The sequence below is a fragment of the Streptomyces cynarae genome (assembly GCF_025642135.1).
Lineage (GTDB): Bacteria > Actinomycetota > Actinomycetes > Streptomycetales > Streptomycetaceae > Streptomyces > Streptomyces cynarae.
This window is the reverse complement of sequence record NZ_CP106793.1, coordinates 8,752,951-8,770,716: the sequence shown is the minus strand read 5'-3', so window position 1 is coordinate 8,770,716 and position 17,766 is coordinate 8,752,951. Positions and strand designations below refer to the sequence as shown.

General features: G+C 68.1%; 15 protein-coding genes and 6 pseudogenes. 11 read left to right on the top strand and 10 right to left on the bottom strand.

Annotated features, from left to right (window positions below):
- Positions 1-9: 9 nt before the first annotated feature.
- The gene (locus tag N8I84_RS39690) at positions 10-579 is read right to left on the bottom strand and encodes an Lrp/AsnC family transcriptional regulator (RefSeq protein ID WP_263234368.1); all 570 of its coding nucleotides are present in this window, start codon (positions 577-579) and stop codon (positions 10-12) included.
- Between N8I84_RS39690 and N8I84_RS39685 the strand changes: the two genes are divergently transcribed.
- Together N8I84_RS39685 and N8I84_RS39680 are read left to right on the top strand one after the other, a co-directional pair.
- A complete protein-coding gene (locus tag N8I84_RS39685) occupies positions 578-994 on the top strand; it encodes a hypothetical protein (RefSeq protein ID WP_263234367.1) in 417 nt (138 codons plus the stop codon). The genes N8I84_RS39690 and N8I84_RS39685 overlap by 2 nt on opposite strands.
- A 76-nt stretch (positions 995-1,070) precedes the next feature.
- Positions 1,071-1,235: pseudogene (locus N8I84_RS39680) on the top strand (SDR family NAD(P)-dependent oxidoreductase); the annotation flags it as partial.
- A gap of 25 nt (positions 1,236-1,260) precedes the next feature.
- Here N8I84_RS39680 and N8I84_RS39675 read toward each other — a convergent pair.
- Positions 1,261-2,175 carry an RNA polymerase sigma-70 factor gene (locus N8I84_RS39675; RefSeq protein ID WP_263234366.1) on the bottom strand — a complete coding sequence of 305 codons (915 nt, stop codon included), beginning with the start codon at positions 2,173-2,175 and terminating at the stop codon, positions 1,261-1,263.
- Positions 2,176-2,355: 180 nt separating this feature from the next.
- On the opposite strand from N8I84_RS39675, the gene N8I84_RS39670 reads away from it, so the two are divergent.
- Together N8I84_RS39670 and N8I84_RS39665 are read left to right on the top strand one after the other, a co-directional pair.
- Positions 2,356-2,766 carry a cupin domain-containing protein gene (locus N8I84_RS39670; protein WP_263234365.1) on the top strand — a complete coding sequence of 137 codons (411 nt, stop codon included), beginning with the start codon at positions 2,356-2,358 and terminating at the stop codon, positions 2,764-2,766.
- Between the two features lie 451 nt (positions 2,767-3,217).
- On the top strand, positions 3,218-3,655 hold the full coding sequence (locus N8I84_RS39665) for a cupin domain-containing protein (RefSeq protein ID WP_263234364.1): 438 nt from the start codon (positions 3,218-3,220) through the stop codon (positions 3,653-3,655).
- A gap of 24 nt (positions 3,656-3,679) precedes the next feature.
- Here the strand turns inward: N8I84_RS39665 and N8I84_RS39660 are convergent.
- From N8I84_RS39660 to N8I84_RS39650, 3 genes and pseudogenes are all read right to left on the bottom strand, one after another.
- Positions 3,680-3,829, bottom strand: a pseudogene (locus tag N8I84_RS39660) (IS5/IS1182 family transposase); the annotation flags it as partial.
- 43 nt (positions 3,830-3,872) lie between these two features.
- The gene (locus tag N8I84_RS39655) at positions 3,873-4,508 is read right to left on the bottom strand and encodes a maleylpyruvate isomerase N-terminal domain-containing protein (RefSeq protein ID WP_263234363.1); all 636 of its coding nucleotides are present in this window, start codon (positions 4,506-4,508) and stop codon (positions 3,873-3,875) included.
- Positions 4,509-4,788: 280 nt separating this feature from the next.
- Positions 4,789-5,664, bottom strand: coding sequence for a sigma-70 family RNA polymerase sigma factor (locus tag N8I84_RS39650; protein ID WP_263234362.1), 876 nt, complete (start codon positions 5,662-5,664; stop codon positions 4,789-4,791).
- 86 nt (positions 5,665-5,750) lie between these two features.
- Between N8I84_RS39650 and N8I84_RS39645 the strand changes: the two genes are divergently transcribed.
- On the top strand, positions 5,751-6,209 hold the full coding sequence (locus tag N8I84_RS39645; RefSeq protein ID WP_263234361.1) for a carboxymuconolactone decarboxylase family protein: 459 nt from the start codon (positions 5,751-5,753) through the stop codon (positions 6,207-6,209).
- Between the two features lie 398 nt (positions 6,210-6,607).
- Here the strand turns inward: N8I84_RS39645 and N8I84_RS39640 are convergent, their stop codons facing one another.
- Positions 6,608-7,159, bottom strand: coding sequence for a YciI family protein (locus N8I84_RS39640; RefSeq protein ID WP_263234360.1), 552 nt, complete (start codon positions 7,157-7,159; stop codon positions 6,608-6,610).
- A gap of 237 nt (positions 7,160-7,396) precedes the next feature.
- Positions 7,397-7,480, bottom strand: a pseudogene (locus N8I84_RS39635) (IS5/IS1182 family transposase); the annotation flags it as partial.
- 89 nt (positions 7,481-7,569) lie between these two features.
- Between N8I84_RS39635 and N8I84_RS39630 the strand changes: the two are divergent.
- Positions 7,570-8,124 carry a GNAT family N-acetyltransferase gene (locus tag N8I84_RS39630; RefSeq protein ID WP_263234359.1) on the top strand — a complete coding sequence of 185 codons (555 nt, stop codon included), beginning with the start codon at positions 7,570-7,572 and terminating at the stop codon, positions 8,122-8,124.
- Between the two features lie 51 nt (positions 8,125-8,175).
- Here the strand turns inward: N8I84_RS39630 and N8I84_RS39625 are convergent.
- Together N8I84_RS39625 and N8I84_RS39620 are read right to left on the bottom strand one after the other, a co-directional pair.
- A pseudogene (locus N8I84_RS39625) lies at positions 8,176-9,392 on the bottom strand (IS110 family transposase).
- 259 nt (positions 9,393-9,651) lie between these two features.
- Positions 9,652-10,041, bottom strand: coding sequence for a hypothetical protein (locus N8I84_RS39620; protein WP_263234358.1), 390 nt, complete (start codon positions 10,039-10,041; stop codon positions 9,652-9,654).
- Between the two features lie 70 nt (positions 10,042-10,111).
- Here N8I84_RS39620 and N8I84_RS39615 point away from each other — a divergent pair.
- A pseudogene (locus tag N8I84_RS39615) lies at positions 10,112-10,342 on the top strand (IS982 family transposase); the annotation flags it as partial.
- 186 nt (positions 10,343-10,528) lie between these two features.
- On the opposite strand, the gene N8I84_RS39610 reads toward N8I84_RS39615, so the two are convergent.
- On the bottom strand, positions 10,529-12,922 hold the full coding sequence (locus N8I84_RS39610; RefSeq protein WP_263234357.1) for a SpoIIE family protein phosphatase: 2,394 nt from the start codon (positions 12,920-12,922) through the stop codon (positions 10,529-10,531).
- A 995-nt stretch (positions 12,923-13,917) separates the two neighbouring features.
- On the opposite strand from N8I84_RS39610, the gene N8I84_RS39605 reads away from it, so the two are divergent.
- The 4 genes and pseudogenes from N8I84_RS39605 (at position 13,918) to N8I84_RS39590 (ending at position 16,938) form a co-directional block, all read left to right on the top strand.
- Positions 13,918-15,237: a DUF4419 domain-containing protein gene (locus N8I84_RS39605; RefSeq protein ID WP_263234356.1), complete on the top strand. Its 1,320-nt coding sequence runs from the start codon at positions 13,918-13,920 to the stop codon at positions 15,235-15,237.
- A gap of 99 nt (positions 15,238-15,336) precedes the next feature.
- The gene (locus N8I84_RS39600; protein WP_263234355.1) at positions 15,337-15,657 is read left to right on the top strand and encodes a DUF6191 domain-containing protein; all 321 of its coding nucleotides are present in this window, start codon (positions 15,337-15,339) and stop codon (positions 15,655-15,657) included.
- A 71-nt stretch (positions 15,658-15,728) separates the two neighbouring features.
- Positions 15,729-16,013 (top strand): annotated as a pseudogene (locus N8I84_RS39595) (transposase); the annotation flags it as partial.
- 28 nt (positions 16,014-16,041) lie between these two features.
- Positions 16,042-16,938 (top strand): aminoglycoside phosphotransferase family protein, encoded by an 897-nt coding sequence (locus tag N8I84_RS39590; protein ID WP_263234354.1) that lies wholly within the window; start codon positions 16,042-16,044, stop codon positions 16,936-16,938.
- Positions 16,939-17,766 lie beyond the last annotated feature (828 nt).

Genomic DNA, 17,766 nt, shown 5'->3' with positions numbered 1-17,766 from the left:
ACGGAGCCGTCACATGGCGGTGCGACTGAGCGCTTCAGCCAGTGGGCGCTTCAGTTGGCCGCTCCGGCGCTCAGCTTGCTGCTTCATCTTCCAGCCGGTCATGCACGCGGGCCGAGCCAGGGAGGTGAGCGGTAGCGGGCCGCGACCGATGACGGTGCGGATGCAGAAGGTGCTGCGGGCGTCGCGAACGGGACCGTTGGCCAGGATCTGGTTTGTGAGCACCTTTTCGAAGGTGCGTAGGTCCGGCACGGCTAGCTCGACGAAGAAGTCGGCGTCGTCGGAGACCACATAGCAGGCAACCATGTGGTCGATCGCCCTCAGTGCCGCTTCGACCACCGGGGAGGTGGTGCGGGAGTGCTCGACCTTGAGGGAGAGGAACACCGTCAGCCCGAGGCCGACGCGCTCGCGGTCCAGATCGGCCCGGTAGCCGGCCAGGACCCCGTCCTCCTCCAGCGCCTTGGTGCGGCGCGAGGGTGACAGGCGTACGGCCTCGGCGAGGTCGACGTTGGGGGTGCGTCCGTGGCGCTGGAGGTGGTCCAGGATCGCCCGGTCGATGCGGTCGCACAGGGGCCGTGGCATGAAATTCGGCCTGTTGTGGCGGGCGGGGACCGTCGCGGAGAACGTCGCCATCGAGCCACCGCTGGTCAACAGGCCACCGGATCTCGCCGGCGGCACCGTCTACACCACCGCGGTTTACGCCACGCTGTCCGGCGTCGCGGAGCTGGAGGTCCCGCAGCGCCCGGACCTGTCCACCGTGATATTCCGCATCCGCCCCGCCGACGGCAGCCGGGCCGCCGCCGAGCGGGCCGATGAGGCGAGTCGCCGTCTGCTGAAGCGGATCAACGGCCACCAGCGCATCGTGCTCTCCAGGACGGTCGTCGACAGCCGCTACACCCTGCGCGTCTGCGTAGTGTCCCACCGCACCCACCGCGACCGCATCGCCGAGGCGCTGAAGATCATCACTGCCGAGGCCAGGAACATCCCCGTCGCGTAGCCGCCGACGGCCCTGGACTCGGGTGGTGTCCACCTGAGGGACGCCTCCGTCAAATCACGAATGCAAAGAGGACTTCATGACCATCCATCGTGAATTCCTTCCCGCCAGGGGAACAGCCATCGTGACCGGTGCCTCCTCGGGTATCGGTGCGGCCTACGCACGTCGGCTCGCTGCGGACGGTCACGATCTGGCGCTGGTGGCGAGTCGCGCAGAGCGTCTCCGCGCACTTGCCGCGGAGCTGGCCGGTCCCCCCGTCGTCAGAGCGGCTACGGGCGTCCCGTGGGTCTGCGAGTCGACCGCTCGTAGGCCCTCAGCTTGTCGGGCGCCAGGACCCAGTACAGCGTGTCGATACCGTCCGGTCCCGCGGTGACGCTCACCAGAGCGACCGTGACCCCGTCCTGGACGAGCAGCAGGCTGGGTCGGCCGTTCGCCTGGGCCACGCCGTACTCAGCCCCGGGGAAGAACTTCTTCGCGAAGGCGCTGACCCTGGCCACGCGCTCGGCTCCCACGATCTCCACCCGTGCCACACCGCGCATGCCGTTCCCGTCCGCGTAGGCGACGACGTCCGCCGACAGCACACTCTCGAGCGCGGCGACGTCACCGTGCTGCGCGGCGGCGACGAAGGCCTCGACCAGCCGTCGGTGCTGGGCCGCCTCGACGGGTTCCCGCCGCTCGGCGGACAGGCGCTTACGGGCCCGGCTGAGGATCTGCCGCGTATTGGCCTGGCTCAGCTGGAGCATGCCCGCGATCTCGTCGTACGCGTAACCGAACGCCTCCCGCAGCACGTAGGCCGCCCGTTCCACGGGGTTCAGCTTCTGAAGGACCAGCAGCACGGCCATCTCCAGCGCCTCGCCGCGCTCCGCGCCGACCTGCGGATCCACACTGGTGTCCACGGGCTCCGGCAGCCACGGCCCCACGTACGCCTCACGGCGAACCCGCGCCGACTGAGCCACGTTGATCGCCAGACGCGTGGTGATCTTCGCCAGGAACGCCCCGGGATCCCGCACCGCGCTCCGGTCGGCACCCTGCCAGCGCGGCCACACGTCCTGCACGACGTCCTCAGCCTCGGACACGCTGCCCAGGATGCGGTAGGCGATACCGAACAGCCGGGGACGCAATCGCTCGAACGCGTTCGTCGCTTCGTCGAGGGAGTCGTCGGTGAGCTGCTGTTGCTCGTCCATGGTGCCGATGCCTCCGCAGGTCAACCGTCGTGCCCCCAAGGCGGGGCGTACCTCCGGCGCGAGGACGCCCGCCCGCTGCGATCCTACGGCCGCTGTATCTCCGCGTTCGCCGCGTTGGGCTGTCACAAACGGGGAGGCCGTCTTGTCCTTCCTGTGGACAGTCCCTGTTTGGAGGAGAACATGAGCGCCGAGCACGCACACCTGCCCCCGGGCGTTGAGGTGATCGCTGCCCTGCCGGAAGCGGCGGCCCGGATACCGGCCGACGCCGAGGCCAGGACCATCCGGGTCACCCTGCCACCCGGTGACCCCGGTGCGCCGCCGCACCGACACCCCGGGCCGGTCTTCGGCTACGTGACCCAGGGCGAGATCCTCTTCGAGCTGGAGGGGCAGCCGCCCCGGGTGCTCAAAGCCGGTGACGCCCTGTTCGAGCCTGGGGGCGACGTGATCCATTACCAGGGCGCCAACAACCTCCCGGACGCGCAGTCACAGCTGGTGGTGACCATGTTCGCGCCGCCGGGTACCCCGGTTCTGACCGTGGTCGGCGCCGAGGAACTGGCCGAACGACGACACCTACGGGTTACCCGGCCCTGATGCCCACGCCCAGAATCGGAAGTTCGAGTTCTCGAAGCTGACGTACAGCCAGGCCACGGTGGCGACCCAGGGCGCCGAGAGGGCCGCCGCCGGTCGCCCAGACGCCGGCCCTCTTCGCGGATCAGGCCGTCGGACCCGACGGAGTCCGTAGCGACATCGCAATGATGCCCGCCGATGACATGGTGCGAGGCGGTCTCGATGCCGCCGGCTCCCGGATTGTGGCGGCCGCCGACGGGAGGCAGGGTGGTGGGGAGACCGTTTGGGCGAGGCAGGAGACGCAGGGCCTGTCACGGATGTGGGCTGTGGCTTGTCCTCATCGCGAAGCGAGTTGTGTGAGCCGGGTACCGGCGAACATGGTCACCGCCGAACGAGTGGGTCGGTACACCTGTCCGGAAATGCGGTGGCCGGCGCAAGATCGCCCATTCCGGGCAGGCTTACGGAGGTGTGGTACATGTCCGCGAAGAACTCAGAGCACGGAAGCGCCCACGAGGTCTCCTTGCCGCCCGAAGTCAAGTTGCTGCAGGAAGTCACTCCGCCCTTCTTTCCCGAAGGGGGTTCGGGGATGACCATCCTCGTCGAGTGGCCTCCCGGTCATCCCGGGCTCCCTCCGCATCGCCACTCGGGCCCGTCGTTCGGCTACGTGATGGAGGGCGCCCTCCGGTTCGAGCTCGAGGGCGAGCCGGAGCGTGTGGTCGAGGCCGGTGGGACGTTCTGGGAGCCAGGCGGTGACGTGATCCACTACCAGGACGGCAACGCCCTGTCGGACGCACCGACCAAGTTCGTGGTGACCATGGTGTGCGCGCCGGGTCAGCCGATGCTCACGCTGGTCGACGAGGAGGAGCTGAAGGAACGAGCGCACCGGCGCGCCCCGCGTCCATCCGAAGGCTGACCCGCGAGATCGACAAGAGTGCGGAGTTCGGAACACCGGTCCATGTACCGCGCTTAGACGCAGCCGGTGGCCGCCCTGGTCCGCCGGAACGGGAATCACCACGCGGATGCAGCGCTTGCGCAGATGGTCGCGGATCGCGCGGGAGGAGTGCGCCTTGTCAGCAAGGACCACGTCCCAGAGCCCATGCCGAACGGGCTGATGCGAGCTGACGCAATGTTCAGAACACGTTGATCGCAGTTGGTGCCCGCTCCGCGCGAGTCAGGGCACGCAGCATTGCCGCTTGGCCATGGCGCCGGATGGCAAGCCCCGTCAGCAGCGCAACTACCGGATCGAGGGCCGCGCCGGGAAGCTTCGGCACGCTGAGGCCCACGCTGACCGCCAGGTCATCCATATGCACAGCGAGCTCGACCAGTCGGGTCACGAGGAAGTCGTCCAGGCTCAGCGCCCACCCCGTTTGCGGCATGAACACCACCCAGTCGCCATGCACCTCCTCAAGGCCGGACCGCTGCTGGTCGAGCGCGGCATGGACCCGCTCGACCAGGCGCCGCACGCCTTCGGACGAGATGCCGTCGCCCTTCGCTCGAATCCCAGAGCTGACTTCACCGTCGAGCGGCGCATCAATCCACACGGCTCGCGCATAGTGTTCCAGCACTGGGATGGGTTCCTGCTCAGAGGCGGGTCCCTCCAGCGCCGGATCCACGCTGAAAATCTGATACGCGAGGTGGCCGGCCAGACCACCGACAGTCCACTGCGCCAATGCGCTGGGTTTCTCCCACGAAGCGGCCACTTCCGGTGAGTCCAGCAACGCTGCGGCCAGCGCGGCGGTCTCCAAGTAGGCGTTCTTCAGACTCACAAGCCCCCCATGATCCGTCCGGAAGCCCAACATTACGCAGTACCGCCGAGGCGGAAGCGAGATGCCACACGACCTCCACGCAGCACACCCGCTTGGAGAGGGCATAACCGATCGAATACCCCGCATGGCGACACGCGGATGGGCCGAGCGACATCAGAAGCCACTGACGTTGATCAAGCCGACATCTCCCTGAGTGAGGTTTTCTCAGAGGCCAGGTTCAACGTCTCTGCCGGATCCGGCGTGGACCACTTCGAGTATGCGGGCCTTCGCCAGTAGGGAGTCACACCGGGTTCGGCAGGTGCATGAGCGCGAGTTCGGCCGGATCGACCACGGCGGTGATCTCGGTGATATGGCCGTCGGCGACAGTGAAGGCCAGGAGGGAAAGCGTGGTGCCGTCCTCGCTCCAGGAGATGACGCCGGGGCGGCCGTTGACGGTCGCCGCATGTCCTCGTGCTGCGCTGCCGGCCACTCGCGCGCGGGTGGCGACTTCAGTTGCTCCCAGCGTCACGAACGCGCCGTTCGGGGTGTGGACGGTGAACTTCACTTCGGGGTGGAGGACCTGCAGCAGCTGCTCGAATCGGCCGTCGCGGGCCGCGGCCAGGAAGGCTTGGACCACCGCGCGTTGTTGTCGTCCGGCGCTTGCCGGCTGCTGGGCGGCTTGTACTTTCCTGCGGGCGCGGCTGGCCAGCATTTTGGTCGCGTCGGCGGACTTGCCGAGAATGGTGCCGATCTCGCCGAAGGCCACGGCGAACACGTCGTGCAGCACGAACGCCAGTCGTTCGTCAGGGCGAAGCGAGTCGAGGACCGTGAGGAGCGCGAGGCCGACGGAGTCCCCGAGCGCCACGAGCTCCTCCGGAGCAGGTGCGTCGTCGAGCGTCACGGTGAATTCGGGCAGCTGGTCGTCGAAGGAGACTTCCGGGCGGATACGGCTCGACCGCAGGTAATCGAGGCTGATGCGGCCGACCACGGTGGTCAGCCAGCCGCCGAGGTTGTCGATGGTGTCGGCGTCCTGGCGGGACAGACGCAGCCACGCCTCTTGGACCACGTCTTCCGCGTCGGCATGTGATCCGAGCATGCGGTGGGCGACGCCGTGGAGCCGGTCACGGTGGCACTCGAAGGCGTCGGCGATCGGGTCTGCGGGATGGGTGCCGGCCATGTTGTTACCTCCCTGGAAGCTGCTCCGTCATAGGGATGACGCGCAGAGGCGCCGCAACGTAACTCGATGAAGGAGAGCACTCCCCCATGGAGAACCGGCTCAAGAACAAGAACACGGCCAACCCGGATGTGTGGACCGCGATCGAGCACCTCCACAAGGCGATCGCCGCCGGGGGCGTCGACTCGAAGCTGCTCGCGCTGGTCCACCTGCGCGCCAGCCAGATCAACAGCTGCTCGGCGTGCGTCTACGCTGGTGTCTCCGGGGGGAAGAAGGCCGGTGACACCGACGAGCGGCTGCACAATGTCGCAGCGTGGCGCGAGGCGCCGTTCTACACCGATGCGGAGCGCGCGGCTCTGGCGCTGACCGAGGCCGCCACCCGGCTGCAGGATGGTGCGCCAGGTGTCACGGACGAGATCTGGGAAGAGGTCAACGCCCACTTCACCGAGGAGCAGATCGGCGCGATCAACCTGGAGATCGCGCTGACCAACTTCTTCAACCGGATCAACCGCACCATCAAGGAACCGGCCGGCAAGACCTGGGGCTGAGCCCAGCGCGGCTCTTACCCACTGAGGCTCCCCCAGCGAAATGATCTCCAGGTGGGCCACGAGGACGGGCAGGCGTGAAGCCCCTGGTAGGACTGGTCTTTCAAGATCATGTCCGCTCGAACCAGAGGCTTCACGTTGGTCGCCTATGCTGCCGCGCCCGACGTCCCACGCCACACCGTGGAGTTCCTCGCCAGGTTGCCGGCCGCCCACCGGCGCGAGATCGGCACACCGAAAGGCTCTCCCCTGATCCCTGGCCTCGGGGAAACTGAAAGTTGTTCAGCGGAACCCAGGGGTCCGCCAGTATGCCTCAGGCCGATCCATCCGCGGGTTCGGGTGAAACAAGGGGATGCCGAGCAATACGACGGACTTCCGCGGTGACGTCGGCCTGACGTCCTCCGTCATGAGGGGCGCCCGCCGAACTGCCAGTTGTGCACCTCGATGTCGGCGTACCGGTCCGGGGTCAGGATGGCGCGTGCCGTCTCCGGGTCCGGCGCCCGGAGCAACACCGCCGTGCCCAGCCAGGTGGTGCCGTCGTCGGACAGTAGCGGCCCGTAGGCGATCAGCTCGTCCCGGTCGGGCGGCACCGCGAGGTCGGCGGCCTGCCCTGTGCCGAGGCCGAGCACCAGATACCGGTTGCCGCCGGTCCGGCCGCCGGGGAAGTCCCACATCGTGCGCCTCAGCGTGTTGCGCCACCGTCGCAGCAGTACGTCCCGGTAGGCGCCGGCCTGGTAGTTCGGCTCGTCGAAGGCGAAAGCGCGGGCAGCGGCGGGATCGGGCAGGTCGACGATGTGCACGCTTCCGGTGGGTGTGTCGCCGTCGGCGGCGAGGGTGGGGCCCCGGGCGATCATCTCCTTCGCGTACCGGTCCATGTAGGACCAATGATCTTCCACTAGCTCGTCGCGCAGCGGCAGGGAGCCGGGCCGGTCGCGGTGGTAGCAGAGGAACTCCATGCCCATAGGGTCTCTTCAAGGAGGTAACCAGGGCGAGCGAGTTTCGCCGCGATGACTGCTCGACAGTCTCACCCAGAAGCACGCGTACCGACGCCGCGTAGCGGATGGCCGTCTTCTCATCGATGCCGAAGACGAAGGACAGGCGGAGCGGGTCGGCGCCGTGGGTGGGCCTCTTCGACCTGGCGGTCGGCGCCGAGCCGTTCAAGGGCGGAGGTGAGGTCGCGGGTGGCCCGGGTGGATCAGCTTGTTGCACTGACGCGGGCTCAGCCCAGTGAACGGGGCTATCCAGGAAGGCTCGGACGCCGTGATCACACCAGCTATCCCAAGATCATCTCTTTGAGATGGGGGCGATGCGCGATGTCCCTCGGAATCCGATGGCGCAGCGCAGTTCAGGCGTCAAGAATCACCGGATGCATGAAGTGAAGTTGTCCGACGGGATCATCGCTCTGTCCCCGCTGCGCCTGGACGATGCGGAGGCGCACCTCGCGGGGGAGGATGAGCCGCTGGTTCGCTGGCTCAGTGGCGGTCCCGGCACACGCGAGGGCGTCGAAGCCTACATACGGCACTGCCAGGAGCAGTGGGACACATCCGGCCCGCTCCGCGCTTTCGGTATCCGGGTGGGCACCGACGAGACGCTCGCCGGGACGATCGACCTGCGGTTCACAGCAGAGGGCTTGTCTCCCGGCCAGGTGAACGTCGCCTACGGCCTCTACCCGTCCTGGAGAGGGCGCGGCCTGGCCACCCGCGCGGTCCTCCTGGTCTCCCGATACGCCGCAAGTGAGGGTGGGAAGGAGGCCGTGATCCGAGTAGAACCGGAGAACGCCACATCAGCCTCAGTCGCCCGCCGGGCCGGATTCACACCCGGCAAGCACACACACGGCGAGGACGGGACACGGCTCGACTGGTACATCCGGGACTTGCGCATCGATACCCAGAACGACCCTGGTGCTCCCAAGCCAGCATGAGGGCGTTGGGCGACGCATGACCAGCGATTACGGGACTTCCCAATGCTGATGTCAAGCAGCTGCCGCGACGGGTTGCGAAGCGTGATAGCACGCTCTGTCACGGATCATCGCCCACAGGACGTTGACGCGTCGGCGGGCGAGGGCAAGGAGAGCTTGTTTGTGCCCCTTCCCTTCGCTCCGCTTTCGTTGGTAGTACGCCTTGGAGGCGGGGCAGGACTTGAGACTGGCCGGCGCCGACAAGTACATGGTCCGCAGCAGACCGCGGTGATAGCGGCGTGGCCTGCGCAGATTGCCGCTGACGCGGCCGGAGTCACGGGGCTGCGGGGCTAGGCCGGCGAAGCCGGCCAGGCGGTCGGCGCTTCCGAAGGCGTCCAGGTCGCCCCCCGTTGCGGCGATGAACTCGGCGCCGAGTCTGGCACCCATGCCGGGCAGGCTGCGGATCACCTCGGCGTGCGGATGCTCGCGAAACCTCGCCTCGATGAGATCGTCAAGCTCGGCGATCTCCTCCTCGAGGGCCATCACCCCCTTCGCGAGGCGGACAACCATCGCTGCGGCCAATCGCTCACCGGGCAGCGCAGTCTGCTGGGCCTGCGCGGCTTCCACGCAGGTGCGCGCGAGCGCGGCGGCGCTCTTGACCTTGCGGTTTCTCAGCCAGGCCTCGATCCGCTTCACGCCTGTGCGGCGGATCGCGGCCGGAGTCTGGTAGCCGGTCAGAAGCACCACCGGACCCTTGTTGGTCAGGTCCAACGAGCGCTCCAACGCAGGGAAGATGTCCAGCAGTTGGGCCCGGAGACGGTTGATCTGCCGGGTGCGGTCGAAGACAAGATCCAGTCGTCGGGTGGTAAGGGTGCGCAGGTCGGTGGCAATCTCGTCGCCGGGCCGCAGCAGCCCCAGGTCCCAGCGGATGCGGGCCTGGTCCGCGATGACGAATGCGTCCTTCGCGTCCGTCTTTCCTCACCGCGGTAGGTGGCGGAGGCCCGGTGCACTGCCAGGCCGGTGAGATAGGCGACGGGCTGACCGTGGACGGTGAGCAGCCCGATCAGCAATGCAGCACCGCCGTGATTGAGATCGACTGCCCACAAGACGTCGTTGGATATCGCCAGCACATCGCCGATCAGCGCCAGCAGCTCAGTCTCGTCGTTCTGGATCCGGCGAGACAGCAGCCGCTCGCCCTCCGCGTCGATCACCACGGCGTGGTGATGCGTCTTGCCGATGTCCACCCCGGCCCAGATCTCTGGCACGGCCACCTCCGCCAGCTCGTCGTACATCGATCCCGCAGACGACCTCGCCGGCGTTGTCCTACAGCAGCGATCGAGTCGCGTCTCCCAATTGGCGGTCGAGTCGTCGCGGGGCTCCGGGCGGCCAAGTCCCGTAAGCCATCCAGCGGCTCAGCCTTTACAGCCATACCCGGAGCCCCCGGGCCCTCCGATCGTACGAGTGACCAGATCAGACCCACGTCGTGAAGGTAGGACAGCCCTTAGATGATCAATTCCAAGGGGTGCCTGCGGAGGGTGTGAGGGTGGGCGGTCAGGCGTCGGGGTCGACTTCAGGGTGCGTGAACCGCACGGGCTTGCCCAGCGACCGGGCGTAGGCGATTTCGGCTCGGGTGCTGTCTCCGATGTAGTCGCCGACTACGAGCACCTCATCAGCGAGCCGGATCTTCGCTCGGTGCAGATCGTCGAGTCGAACCTTCAGCGCCACGGCCTCGACAGGATCGGACCAAAGTTCGTGCGGCGACTTCATGTCGCAACCCGGCTTGACGACAATCTTTCCGGCTTTGGTCTCCCGCAGATCGGCCTCGGTCATCTCGGTCATGAAACGGGTGGAGCCGCAGATCACGACGATACGCGGGAGGCTCAGCTGCTTCTTCGCGTCGGCGAGTTTCTCATCGGGGGTGAGCGGGCGCGGGTATGACACTGGTTCCTCCTGGTGGTGTGGTCCAAGGAGTGCCTGCGGAGACGAGAACGAGGGTGTCCAAGATCGTCTTATGGCGAACGACGTGGACACCCTCGCAACAGCACTCTATGCGACGACCGACGACATGCTGAAAGAGCATCCCTACCTGGCGCCGTCGCGCCCGCCGGTCGGCATTACGCCCCGCCTGAGCGATGCCGAACTGGTCACCCTCGCCATAATGCAGGCCATATTCGGCTTCACCTCCGATGCCGAATGGCTCCGCCATGCCCGTGCCCACCTGCGCCACCTCTTCCCCTATCTGCACGACATTTTCGACCGGTCGCCGCCCGCAGCCGCCAGCCCGCAGCCGCCAGCCGGCAGCGACAGCCTTCCTCGACGGCCTGTTCCGTCACCGACGGCTGATCGGAGGCCGGTGCAACTTGAGCATGGGCGAGCGTCCACCGCACCACCGGCAGCCTCTTTCCCCGACGGCGGACCGGGCACGGTGTCAGCCTCCGATCCGGAGCATGGCTGACGGTTGTCGGTGAAGGAGGAGCAGGGCGATGTCGTCGCTGCGGGGATCGGTGTGTGAAGTGCGGCCGATGAGAGTGTCGGCGAGGGCGTCAAGGGGCTGGTCCCCCGCTCGTGTGAGATGGTCGGCGAGCCCGGCTGTGGCGTCGTCGAGATCGACACCGGGTGTCTCGATGAGGCCGTCGGTGTACAGGGCGAGCAGGGCATCGGGGGGCAGGACGATCTCGCCGGCCTGGTAGTCGGCAGCGGGGTCGATGCCGAGCAGGAGCCCGGGCGACAGCCTGACGATCTCGGTGTGTCCGTCGGGATGACGCACCAGCGCCGGTGGGTGGCCGGCGGTGGCCAGCTGGGCGCGGTGGTGGGCAAGGTCGAGGTGCACGTACAGGCAGCTGGCGAAGAGTCCGGGGTCGAAGTCCGTGAGCAGGCGGTTGGTGCGGGCGAGGACTTCGCCGGGAGGTGCGCCGGCGGTGGCGTGCACGGCGGTGCGGATTTGTCCCATCAGGGCGGCGGCATTCACGTTGTGGCCCTGGACGTCGCCGATGGCGGCGGCGACGCTGGTGTCGCCCAGGCGGATGAGGTCGTAGAAGTCACCGCCGACGTCCATGCCGTGGGCGGCGGGCAGATAGCGGGCGGCGATCTCCAGTCCGGGCACAGTGGGCAGGGTGCCGGGAAGCAGCCCTGTCTGCAGGTCGTGGGCGAGCTGGTGTTTGGCATCGTACAGGCGGGCACGGTCGAGGGCCTGGGCGATGAGTCCGGCGAGAGAGGTCAGGACGGCACGCTCGTCGGGGGTGAAGCAGCGGGGCCGGTCGAAGGAGAGCACCCAGCAGCCGACCGGGCGGCCGGAGACGATCAGCGGCAGGAATGCCCAGGCCGACCTCTTCGTCAGCCGCGGGATGTCGGGGTGGAACTGCTCCATTTCCTGCGGTGAGGGGAAAAAGAGGGGAACCCCGTCGGTCAGGGCGTGCACGGTGGGTGCTGATCGGTCCGTGAGCGGCGGTCCGTCGAAGGGGCGGAGGACCTCGGGCCGGTATCCGCGGGAGCCGACGATCTGCAGCCGGCCGCCGTCGGCGACGGACAGGACGAAGCCCTGGGCGTCGAAGGCGGGCATGATCTGGTCGGCCGCCAGCTCGACCACGTCCCGCACGCTGACGGCCTGGGTGAGCGTGGCGGCCAGGTGCATCAGGTCATACAGCGCGTGTGCTCGCGTCGGCCTGGGGGTGGTCTGCATGCCGCCGCTGGGGCGGTCCGCCGTGCCGGTTTTGCCGGCGGGGACGATGCGGACGCTGGTGCCGGAGGCATCGGGGTAGAGCTGGAAGTCCAGCCAACCGTCCGATGGGAGCCGGGCCGTGAAGGAAGCGGGCTTGCGGCTGATCACCGCGGCACGGTAGTGATCTTGGAAGACCGGCTCGTCCAGCCATGGCAGCGCCTCACACAGCGGTGTTCCGAGCAGATCTGGCGCGCTGCTGCCGAGCACGTCGCAAGCGGCGGCACCGATGAAAGTGATCCGGCCCTCCAAGTCCAGCCCCAGGCATCCCTCCTTGAGGCGGTCCACGAATTCCACGGCGGCCAGTGCCTGGAGTGGATCGGGTGTCCGGGTCCGCGGCGGGGCCGGCACGTGTGGCTGCTCTTGGGGCAGGACCGGGTGTCCGCCCACAGCGGCCTGTTCAAGGAACTCAGCCATCCGCTCGCAGGTGGTGGTGACCACGTCGCGCTCGTTGGCGCTCAGCCGGGGCGGGTGCGTGTCGGGCCACAGCAGCGCCAGCACGCCCCAGGTGGTGGCGCCGGTCGTGATCGGGGCGGCAGCCATCGCCACCGGATAGGGCAGCGCGAGCGCGATCCGCGGGTAGCGCCGGGCCAGCTGTGCGTGACTGGCGATCCACACGATGTGTTGTTCACGTAGCGCGTCGGCTACCGGACCGCCGTCCGCCGGCGCCACCCGCTCCCACAGCGCCGCGGTCTTCCCTCCGGTCACCACGGCCAGCCGCAGCGCCTGACGGCCCGGCGGCAGCAGGTATAGAGCACTCGAGGAGGCGCCTGCCTCCCGCACCGCCGCCAGCAGCAGTGCAGACAGCCGTTCAGGGTTGGTGTGGTCAGACTGCGCGGCACGATCCGACCCGGCCCGCGTGATCCGTCCGAAGCGGCGCCTGGCCGCCGCACCGGTGATCCCCAGGCGGGCGCCGATCCGCGCCCAGCTCGCCCCGGCCTGCCGATCGGCCAGCACGGCATGCTGCACCAACTGTTCGGCCAGTGCGAAGACCTGGGACACCGCGGCACTGTGACCCGCCACAGCGGCTTGCCCCTGGGACAGATCGTTCGCCTCGTGCAACACCGCTTCAGCTCGAGCCAGCAGCTCCGCGTCGGCGAGCACCATCGCCTGACGCGCCGTGGCCGCAGCGGCCCATCGGCGCCGCGCCCGCCAAGCCGCCTGCCGGTGCGCCGGGCGGCAGTACCGCCGCCTGGAGCCGGCCTGATCGGGCAGTGGCGCATCACACCAGCCGCACCGAGCAACACGCATATCGCTACAATATGCGCGAATGGCGTGACGGTGTACCGGCAGCAAAACAACGTTTCCGACCGGGCGGGCCCTGAGCCTTGTCCAGCTCATGGCGCCACTGACGGTCGCCCACCCGCCGCGCCGGACATGACGTGTGCGAGGCCTGGTGCGACTTCCCCGGTGACTTGCTCGCCAGCGCCCGCATGCCTGCCGTGGCTGACCGCCGGCAGGACGCCGCAGCAACCAGGAACGACGCGGTCATCCTCGTCGGCTTGGCTGTCGACACGCTTCCAGCCGCCCTTTCAGCCGCCCGCCTCCGCGCACGAGGCGCCGCCCACCCCCGCACACGAGGCCGGGCCCTCGATTGCCCAATGCCGCGACGTACGCCGCCGCCGGCCGCTCAAGAAGGCGGGCGAGTGACCTCGGGTGGAACCGGTCTGCACCGTCTCGCCGCGGCCGTCATCCGGCTCCGCACTCGCCGTGCCACACGCCCCTCGCACGCCTTCCGCTGCGGCGGCCTTGTCCCGGCCACCGACCCAGCGGTACGTGCCGGCTCAGCCCTCAACTGCTCGAACGCCGGCGCCCCTGGCAGATCCCGCAACCTGCGACCTCTGCTCATACAGCACCAACGCGCCACCGCACGCAACGTCACGCGATACCACCGAACGGAGCCCGCCGTAAACCGACACCTCCCCCGCCCCGCAGTTGCCGCTGGCCGCCCGATCTACTGCATGATGGGGCGCCGCACTCCAGGGGCATCGCGAAATCGTCCGAGCCGAAGTTCCGACCTTGTCACGCAAGCGGTGGCACAGAACCGAGGGTCTCATCGGTCTCTTACGATCAAGGCCGATCACGGCTTCTGGGGGATACGAATGGCTTTCGAGATAGACCTTCCGCTTGCTGAAGACGCCGAGGCCGCTTGGCTCGCTTCCGAGCTCACCGAACTCGGCAACGAGCGCTTCCTGCAGGCTGTGCTCCGCGACCAGGCGCGCTTCCACCACCGCAGCACCGATCGCCTCGTCGGCTGGTCCACCGGCGCTTCGGAGAGTGCTGAGCCCACCTCCAGCCTCCTGCTGCGCGCCGTTCACCTGTGCTTCACGGCTCACCTGCCACTGAGCCTCTCACCCGACCTGCTCTGGTACGTCGTCGTGCACGAGGTAGCCGTCCACGTCCGCCTGAACTCCGGCACCTACGCGGGGCTCTTCACCGAAACGCCGATGCACCAGCAGACCATCGCCGTCCGCGACGACCTGGCCCCGCTGGATTGGGAGCGCTCGATCAACCTGGTCCAACAGCCCCTGCGTGCCCGCATCGGCGATGATGTAGCCGACCTCTTCCAGCCCGCCTTCTCGACCACCACCCCCACCGACGCCACGGCCGTGCTCGTGGCGCTGATGGACGTGGTCAGCCCGTACTACCGCTTCCGATGGACCTCGCTCTGCGGCATCCCCCGGATCCGACTGGAGGGCACGGACCGAGACTGGCGCCTGCTGGCAGCCCGGGTGCGGGAGCTGGAAGGATGGTTCGAAGGCCTGCGGCCGTGGTTCGCCGCCTTGCACCCGGTGCTGGACTCGATCAGCGCGACGGCCTCCGGGTGGGGTATCGACCAGGAGTTCTGGCGTTCGCTCTACAAGTGGGAGTCGGCGTCCGGCGGCGACAGGGTCACCGGCTGGATCACCGCTTTCTTCGCCCACCGATACACCGACGACGGACCGTCTCCCAAGCAGTCGTTCGGCCCGGGCACCACCGACGAGGAGGACTTCCCCTCGCACATCTCCCGCGTCTCGTTCCGCTGGGAGACGCCCACCGGCACCTTCGAGATGGCCTTCCTCGGCGGAGTACTCGGCACAGAACGCGACGGTGAGTGGATCCGGCCGCGCCTCGGCTACGCCGTGGTGGAACTACTCCCCGCCACCGAGCCCCGGGACGAGCGCCTCCCCGAGCCGTGGACCATGTCCGATATTCAGCGCGTCACCGGCTGTCCACAAGCCGAGCTTCTCACCACCCTCGGCACCGTCACCCTGCACGGCGAACCTCTCCAAGCCGACTGCGCGATCAACTTGAAGGGGCTCTGCGCGGTGCGGGCCGACAACGGCGACTGGTATCTCGGCGACCTTGTATCCGACACCGGTGATATCCAGTGCTGGGGCAACTACGGCCCTGACCTCGGCTACGCCCTTCGGTCGCTCTAGGGTGTGCCTGCGGCACGGTACGGCTCCTGCGACAAGGAACCTTGTGCGTGCCCAATTGCAGGGGTGACTGTCCGCAGGTTCGGCTCGGATACTGGGGACATGCAATTCGTCTTCTTCATGACCCTGCCCGGGCTGGTCATCGTGCTGACCCTGCTGGCCTTCGTTGACCAGCTGCTGCTGCGCGCGGGGCGGGCCGGAGTGCTGCCGTGGCGGAACAGCGCACGCCAGGGGCAGATATCAGCGACCGGATTCGAACAATTGCATGCGAGCCTTTCCCCGGGCAAGCAGAACGAACTGAAGGAGCGGCAGTCGTCACTGGTCATGCCGGACAACGAGGATGACGGGGCCCCGCCGAACAGGACGACGGTTGACCTGACTGCAGGGACGGCGGTCGTACGGATGCCGCGCTCCGGGCGGTAGGAGTATCGCCTGACCATCGATGGCACACGGTCCGGGTTCGTCGTCGCAGGACATGTGGTAGAGCGTCGTGCATGCCGCGGGCACAACTGACCGTCGAAGTGCGGGAATTCGTCGAGCCGTACTGCCGGTCGGTTGGTACGGTCCGTGTCCCGAGCGGCTGCGGCAGCAGTTCGAGGGCGTGATCTGACGGTTGGCGGTTTCGGACCGGCGGGCAAGGGCGGTTTCGGACCGGCGGGCAGTGGCGGGAGATGCCGGCCGAGTTCGGCGCCTTGCGCACCCTCCACAACGGCTTCAGGAAGTGGCGGGATGCCGATGTCTTCGAGGCCCTGCCCGAGGATCCGATAGCCGAAGCCGCGATGCGGAGACAGGATACTGTGACTTCGCATGACCGACACCGAGATCGAGATCACCGCAGACCTGGTCCGCGACCTGCTGCAGGAGCAACATCCAGACCTTGCAGGGCTGGCCATCCGCGAGGTGGCGGGCGGCTGGGGCAACCAAATGTGGCGCCTCGGGGATGAGTTGGCCGTCCGCATGCAGCGCATGGACCGCACCCCGGAGCTCCAGCTCAAGGAGCGGCGATGGCTACCCGTGCTGGCTCCGCGCCTGCCGCTCCCGGTACCGACTCCGGTGCGGTTCGGCGCACCGTCCGAGCGCTTCCCCAAGCACTGGACCGTGATGACGTGGGTTCCCGGCGAGCCGCTGGACCACGGCTCGATCAGCCGCGGCGCCCACGCGGCCGACACGCTGGCGGGTTTCCTCCGGGCGCTCCATGTGGAGGCGCCCGCCGAGGCGCCGATCGCCACGGACCGCGGTGCCCATCCCAGGAACTGCACGGACGGCTTCGAGAACTTCTTCCAGGCCGTTGCCCCCGACGACATCGCTGCCGACGTCCGGGCCGTCTGGGACGACGCCGTTGCGGCCCACGCGTGGGAGGGCCCGCCGGTGTGGGTGCACGGCGACCTCCATCCCGCGAACGTCGTCGTCTCGGACGGAACGCTCTCGGGCATCGTCGATTTCGGTGACATGTTCGCCGGCGATCCGGCGTGGGACCTCGCCGCCGCATGGGTGCTGCTACCCGCGGGCACGGCCTCACGGTTCTTCGACATGTACGCGCATGCGGACGAGGCAGCGATCCGGCGCGCCCGCGGGTTGGCCGCGATGAAGAGCCTCTTTCTGATGCTCATGGGGCAGAACGGAGATCGGGGCCTTCCCGGCGGCAAGCCGCACTGGGGACCTGTAGGCCGCGCGGCACTTGATCGTGTTCTGAAGGGCGTTTGATGCACGCTTCTTTGAACTTGTTCTCGATCTTGGTCGAGGGTCACGCGGCAGTCCACCTTCGTGGGTTCATCGATCACCCCGCGTAGTGGGGATGCCAAGGTTCACGGCCGTATGCTGCCCGTGGCCTCATCTTCTTGCGCGGCTCCGGCGGCCGAGATCAGAGCCCTCTGCACGGTGTTGAAGCCGACGCCGTACTTCCCATGAGCGCGCGCGTCGACATGCCGGTCCCGGCATCACGCCGGATCGTCGCGTACAGGTCGACCTTGACGTTCGGCAGCACCCGGCCCCCTCGTCGTGACCGCTTCCACGGTCACACCATCGGCGTCGACGAGCCGATAGGGCTCGTACCGGTCGCCGGTCTCTCCACCAGTCGACCCCATCGAGGAACCACCAAGGCGACCAGAGCCCGTTCGGGCGGATCGTTCGTCACGACCGGTGACCGTAGCGACTACGGACTCCACTTTCCCTCTGAACTGCGGAATCTCCAAGGTGCGTTCAGTCAACGGGGCGTGTCGGTGCTGGCAGGGCCGGCCATACAGGAATCGAGTGGCGCCTGTCCGCAGAGAGCCTGCACACAGCCGCCCGCTTCGCCACCACCACCGAGCAAGCCATCCGCGTCGAACAGCGCCTGCTCCCCCGGCTGACTCGCCCCGAGCAGAACCGAGGCCAAGGCTGGCACAGGCGCGAACCGTGCTCGCACTCGATCACCTGGCCCCCGCGCAGACATCCCTGATAGCCACCCACCCCTCACAGTTCCTGCGGCTGACCGCCGTGATGTGGCCGAGGCCGCGCAGTGGGCGCTGTGCGCGATCCCCGGCAACCTGCCGT

Coding starts and splice junctions, on each gene's coding strand:
- N8I84_RS39610 (WP_263234357.1), bottom strand. CDS start 12,922: ATGGTGCTCGCCGACGCGGAGCTGCTGGCTCGAGCTGAAGCGGTGTTG.
- N8I84_RS39665 (WP_263234364.1), top strand. CDS start 3,218: ATGTCCGCGAAGAACTCAGAGCACGGAAGCGCCCACGAGGTCTCCTTG.
- N8I84_RS39650 (WP_263234362.1), bottom strand. CDS start 5,664: ATGGCCGGCACCCATCCCGCAGACCCGATCGCCGACGCCTTCGAGTGC.
- N8I84_RS39600 (WP_263234355.1), top strand. CDS start 15,337: ATGCAATTCGTCTTCTTCATGACCCTGCCCGGGCTGGTCATCGTGCTG.
- N8I84_RS39605 (WP_263234356.1), top strand. CDS start 13,918: ATGGCTTTCGAGATAGACCTTCCGCTTGCTGAAGACGCCGAGGCCGCT.
- N8I84_RS39645 (WP_263234361.1), top strand. CDS start 5,751: ATGGAGAACCGGCTCAAGAACAAGAACACGGCCAACCCGGATGTGTGG.
- N8I84_RS39690 (WP_263234368.1), bottom strand. CDS start 579: ATGCCACGGCCCCTGTGCGACCGCATCGACCGGGCGATCCTGGACCAC.
- N8I84_RS39685 (WP_263234367.1), top strand. CDS start 578: ATGAAATTCGGCCTGTTGTGGCGGGCGGGGACCGTCGCGGAGAACGTC.
- N8I84_RS39590 (WP_263234354.1), top strand. CDS start 16,042: ATGACCGACACCGAGATCGAGATCACCGCAGACCTGGTCCGCGACCTG.
- N8I84_RS39640 (WP_263234360.1), bottom strand. CDS start 7,159: ATGGAGTTCCTCTGCTACCACCGCGACCGGCCCGGCTCCCTGCCGCTG.
- N8I84_RS39675 (WP_263234366.1), bottom strand. CDS start 2,175: ATGGACGAGCAACAGCAGCTCACCGACGACTCCCTCGACGAAGCGACG.
- N8I84_RS39630 (WP_263234359.1), top strand. CDS start 7,570: ATGCATGAAGTGAAGTTGTCCGACGGGATCATCGCTCTGTCCCCGCTG.
- N8I84_RS39670 (WP_263234365.1), top strand. CDS start 2,356: ATGAGCGCCGAGCACGCACACCTGCCCCCGGGCGTTGAGGTGATCGCT.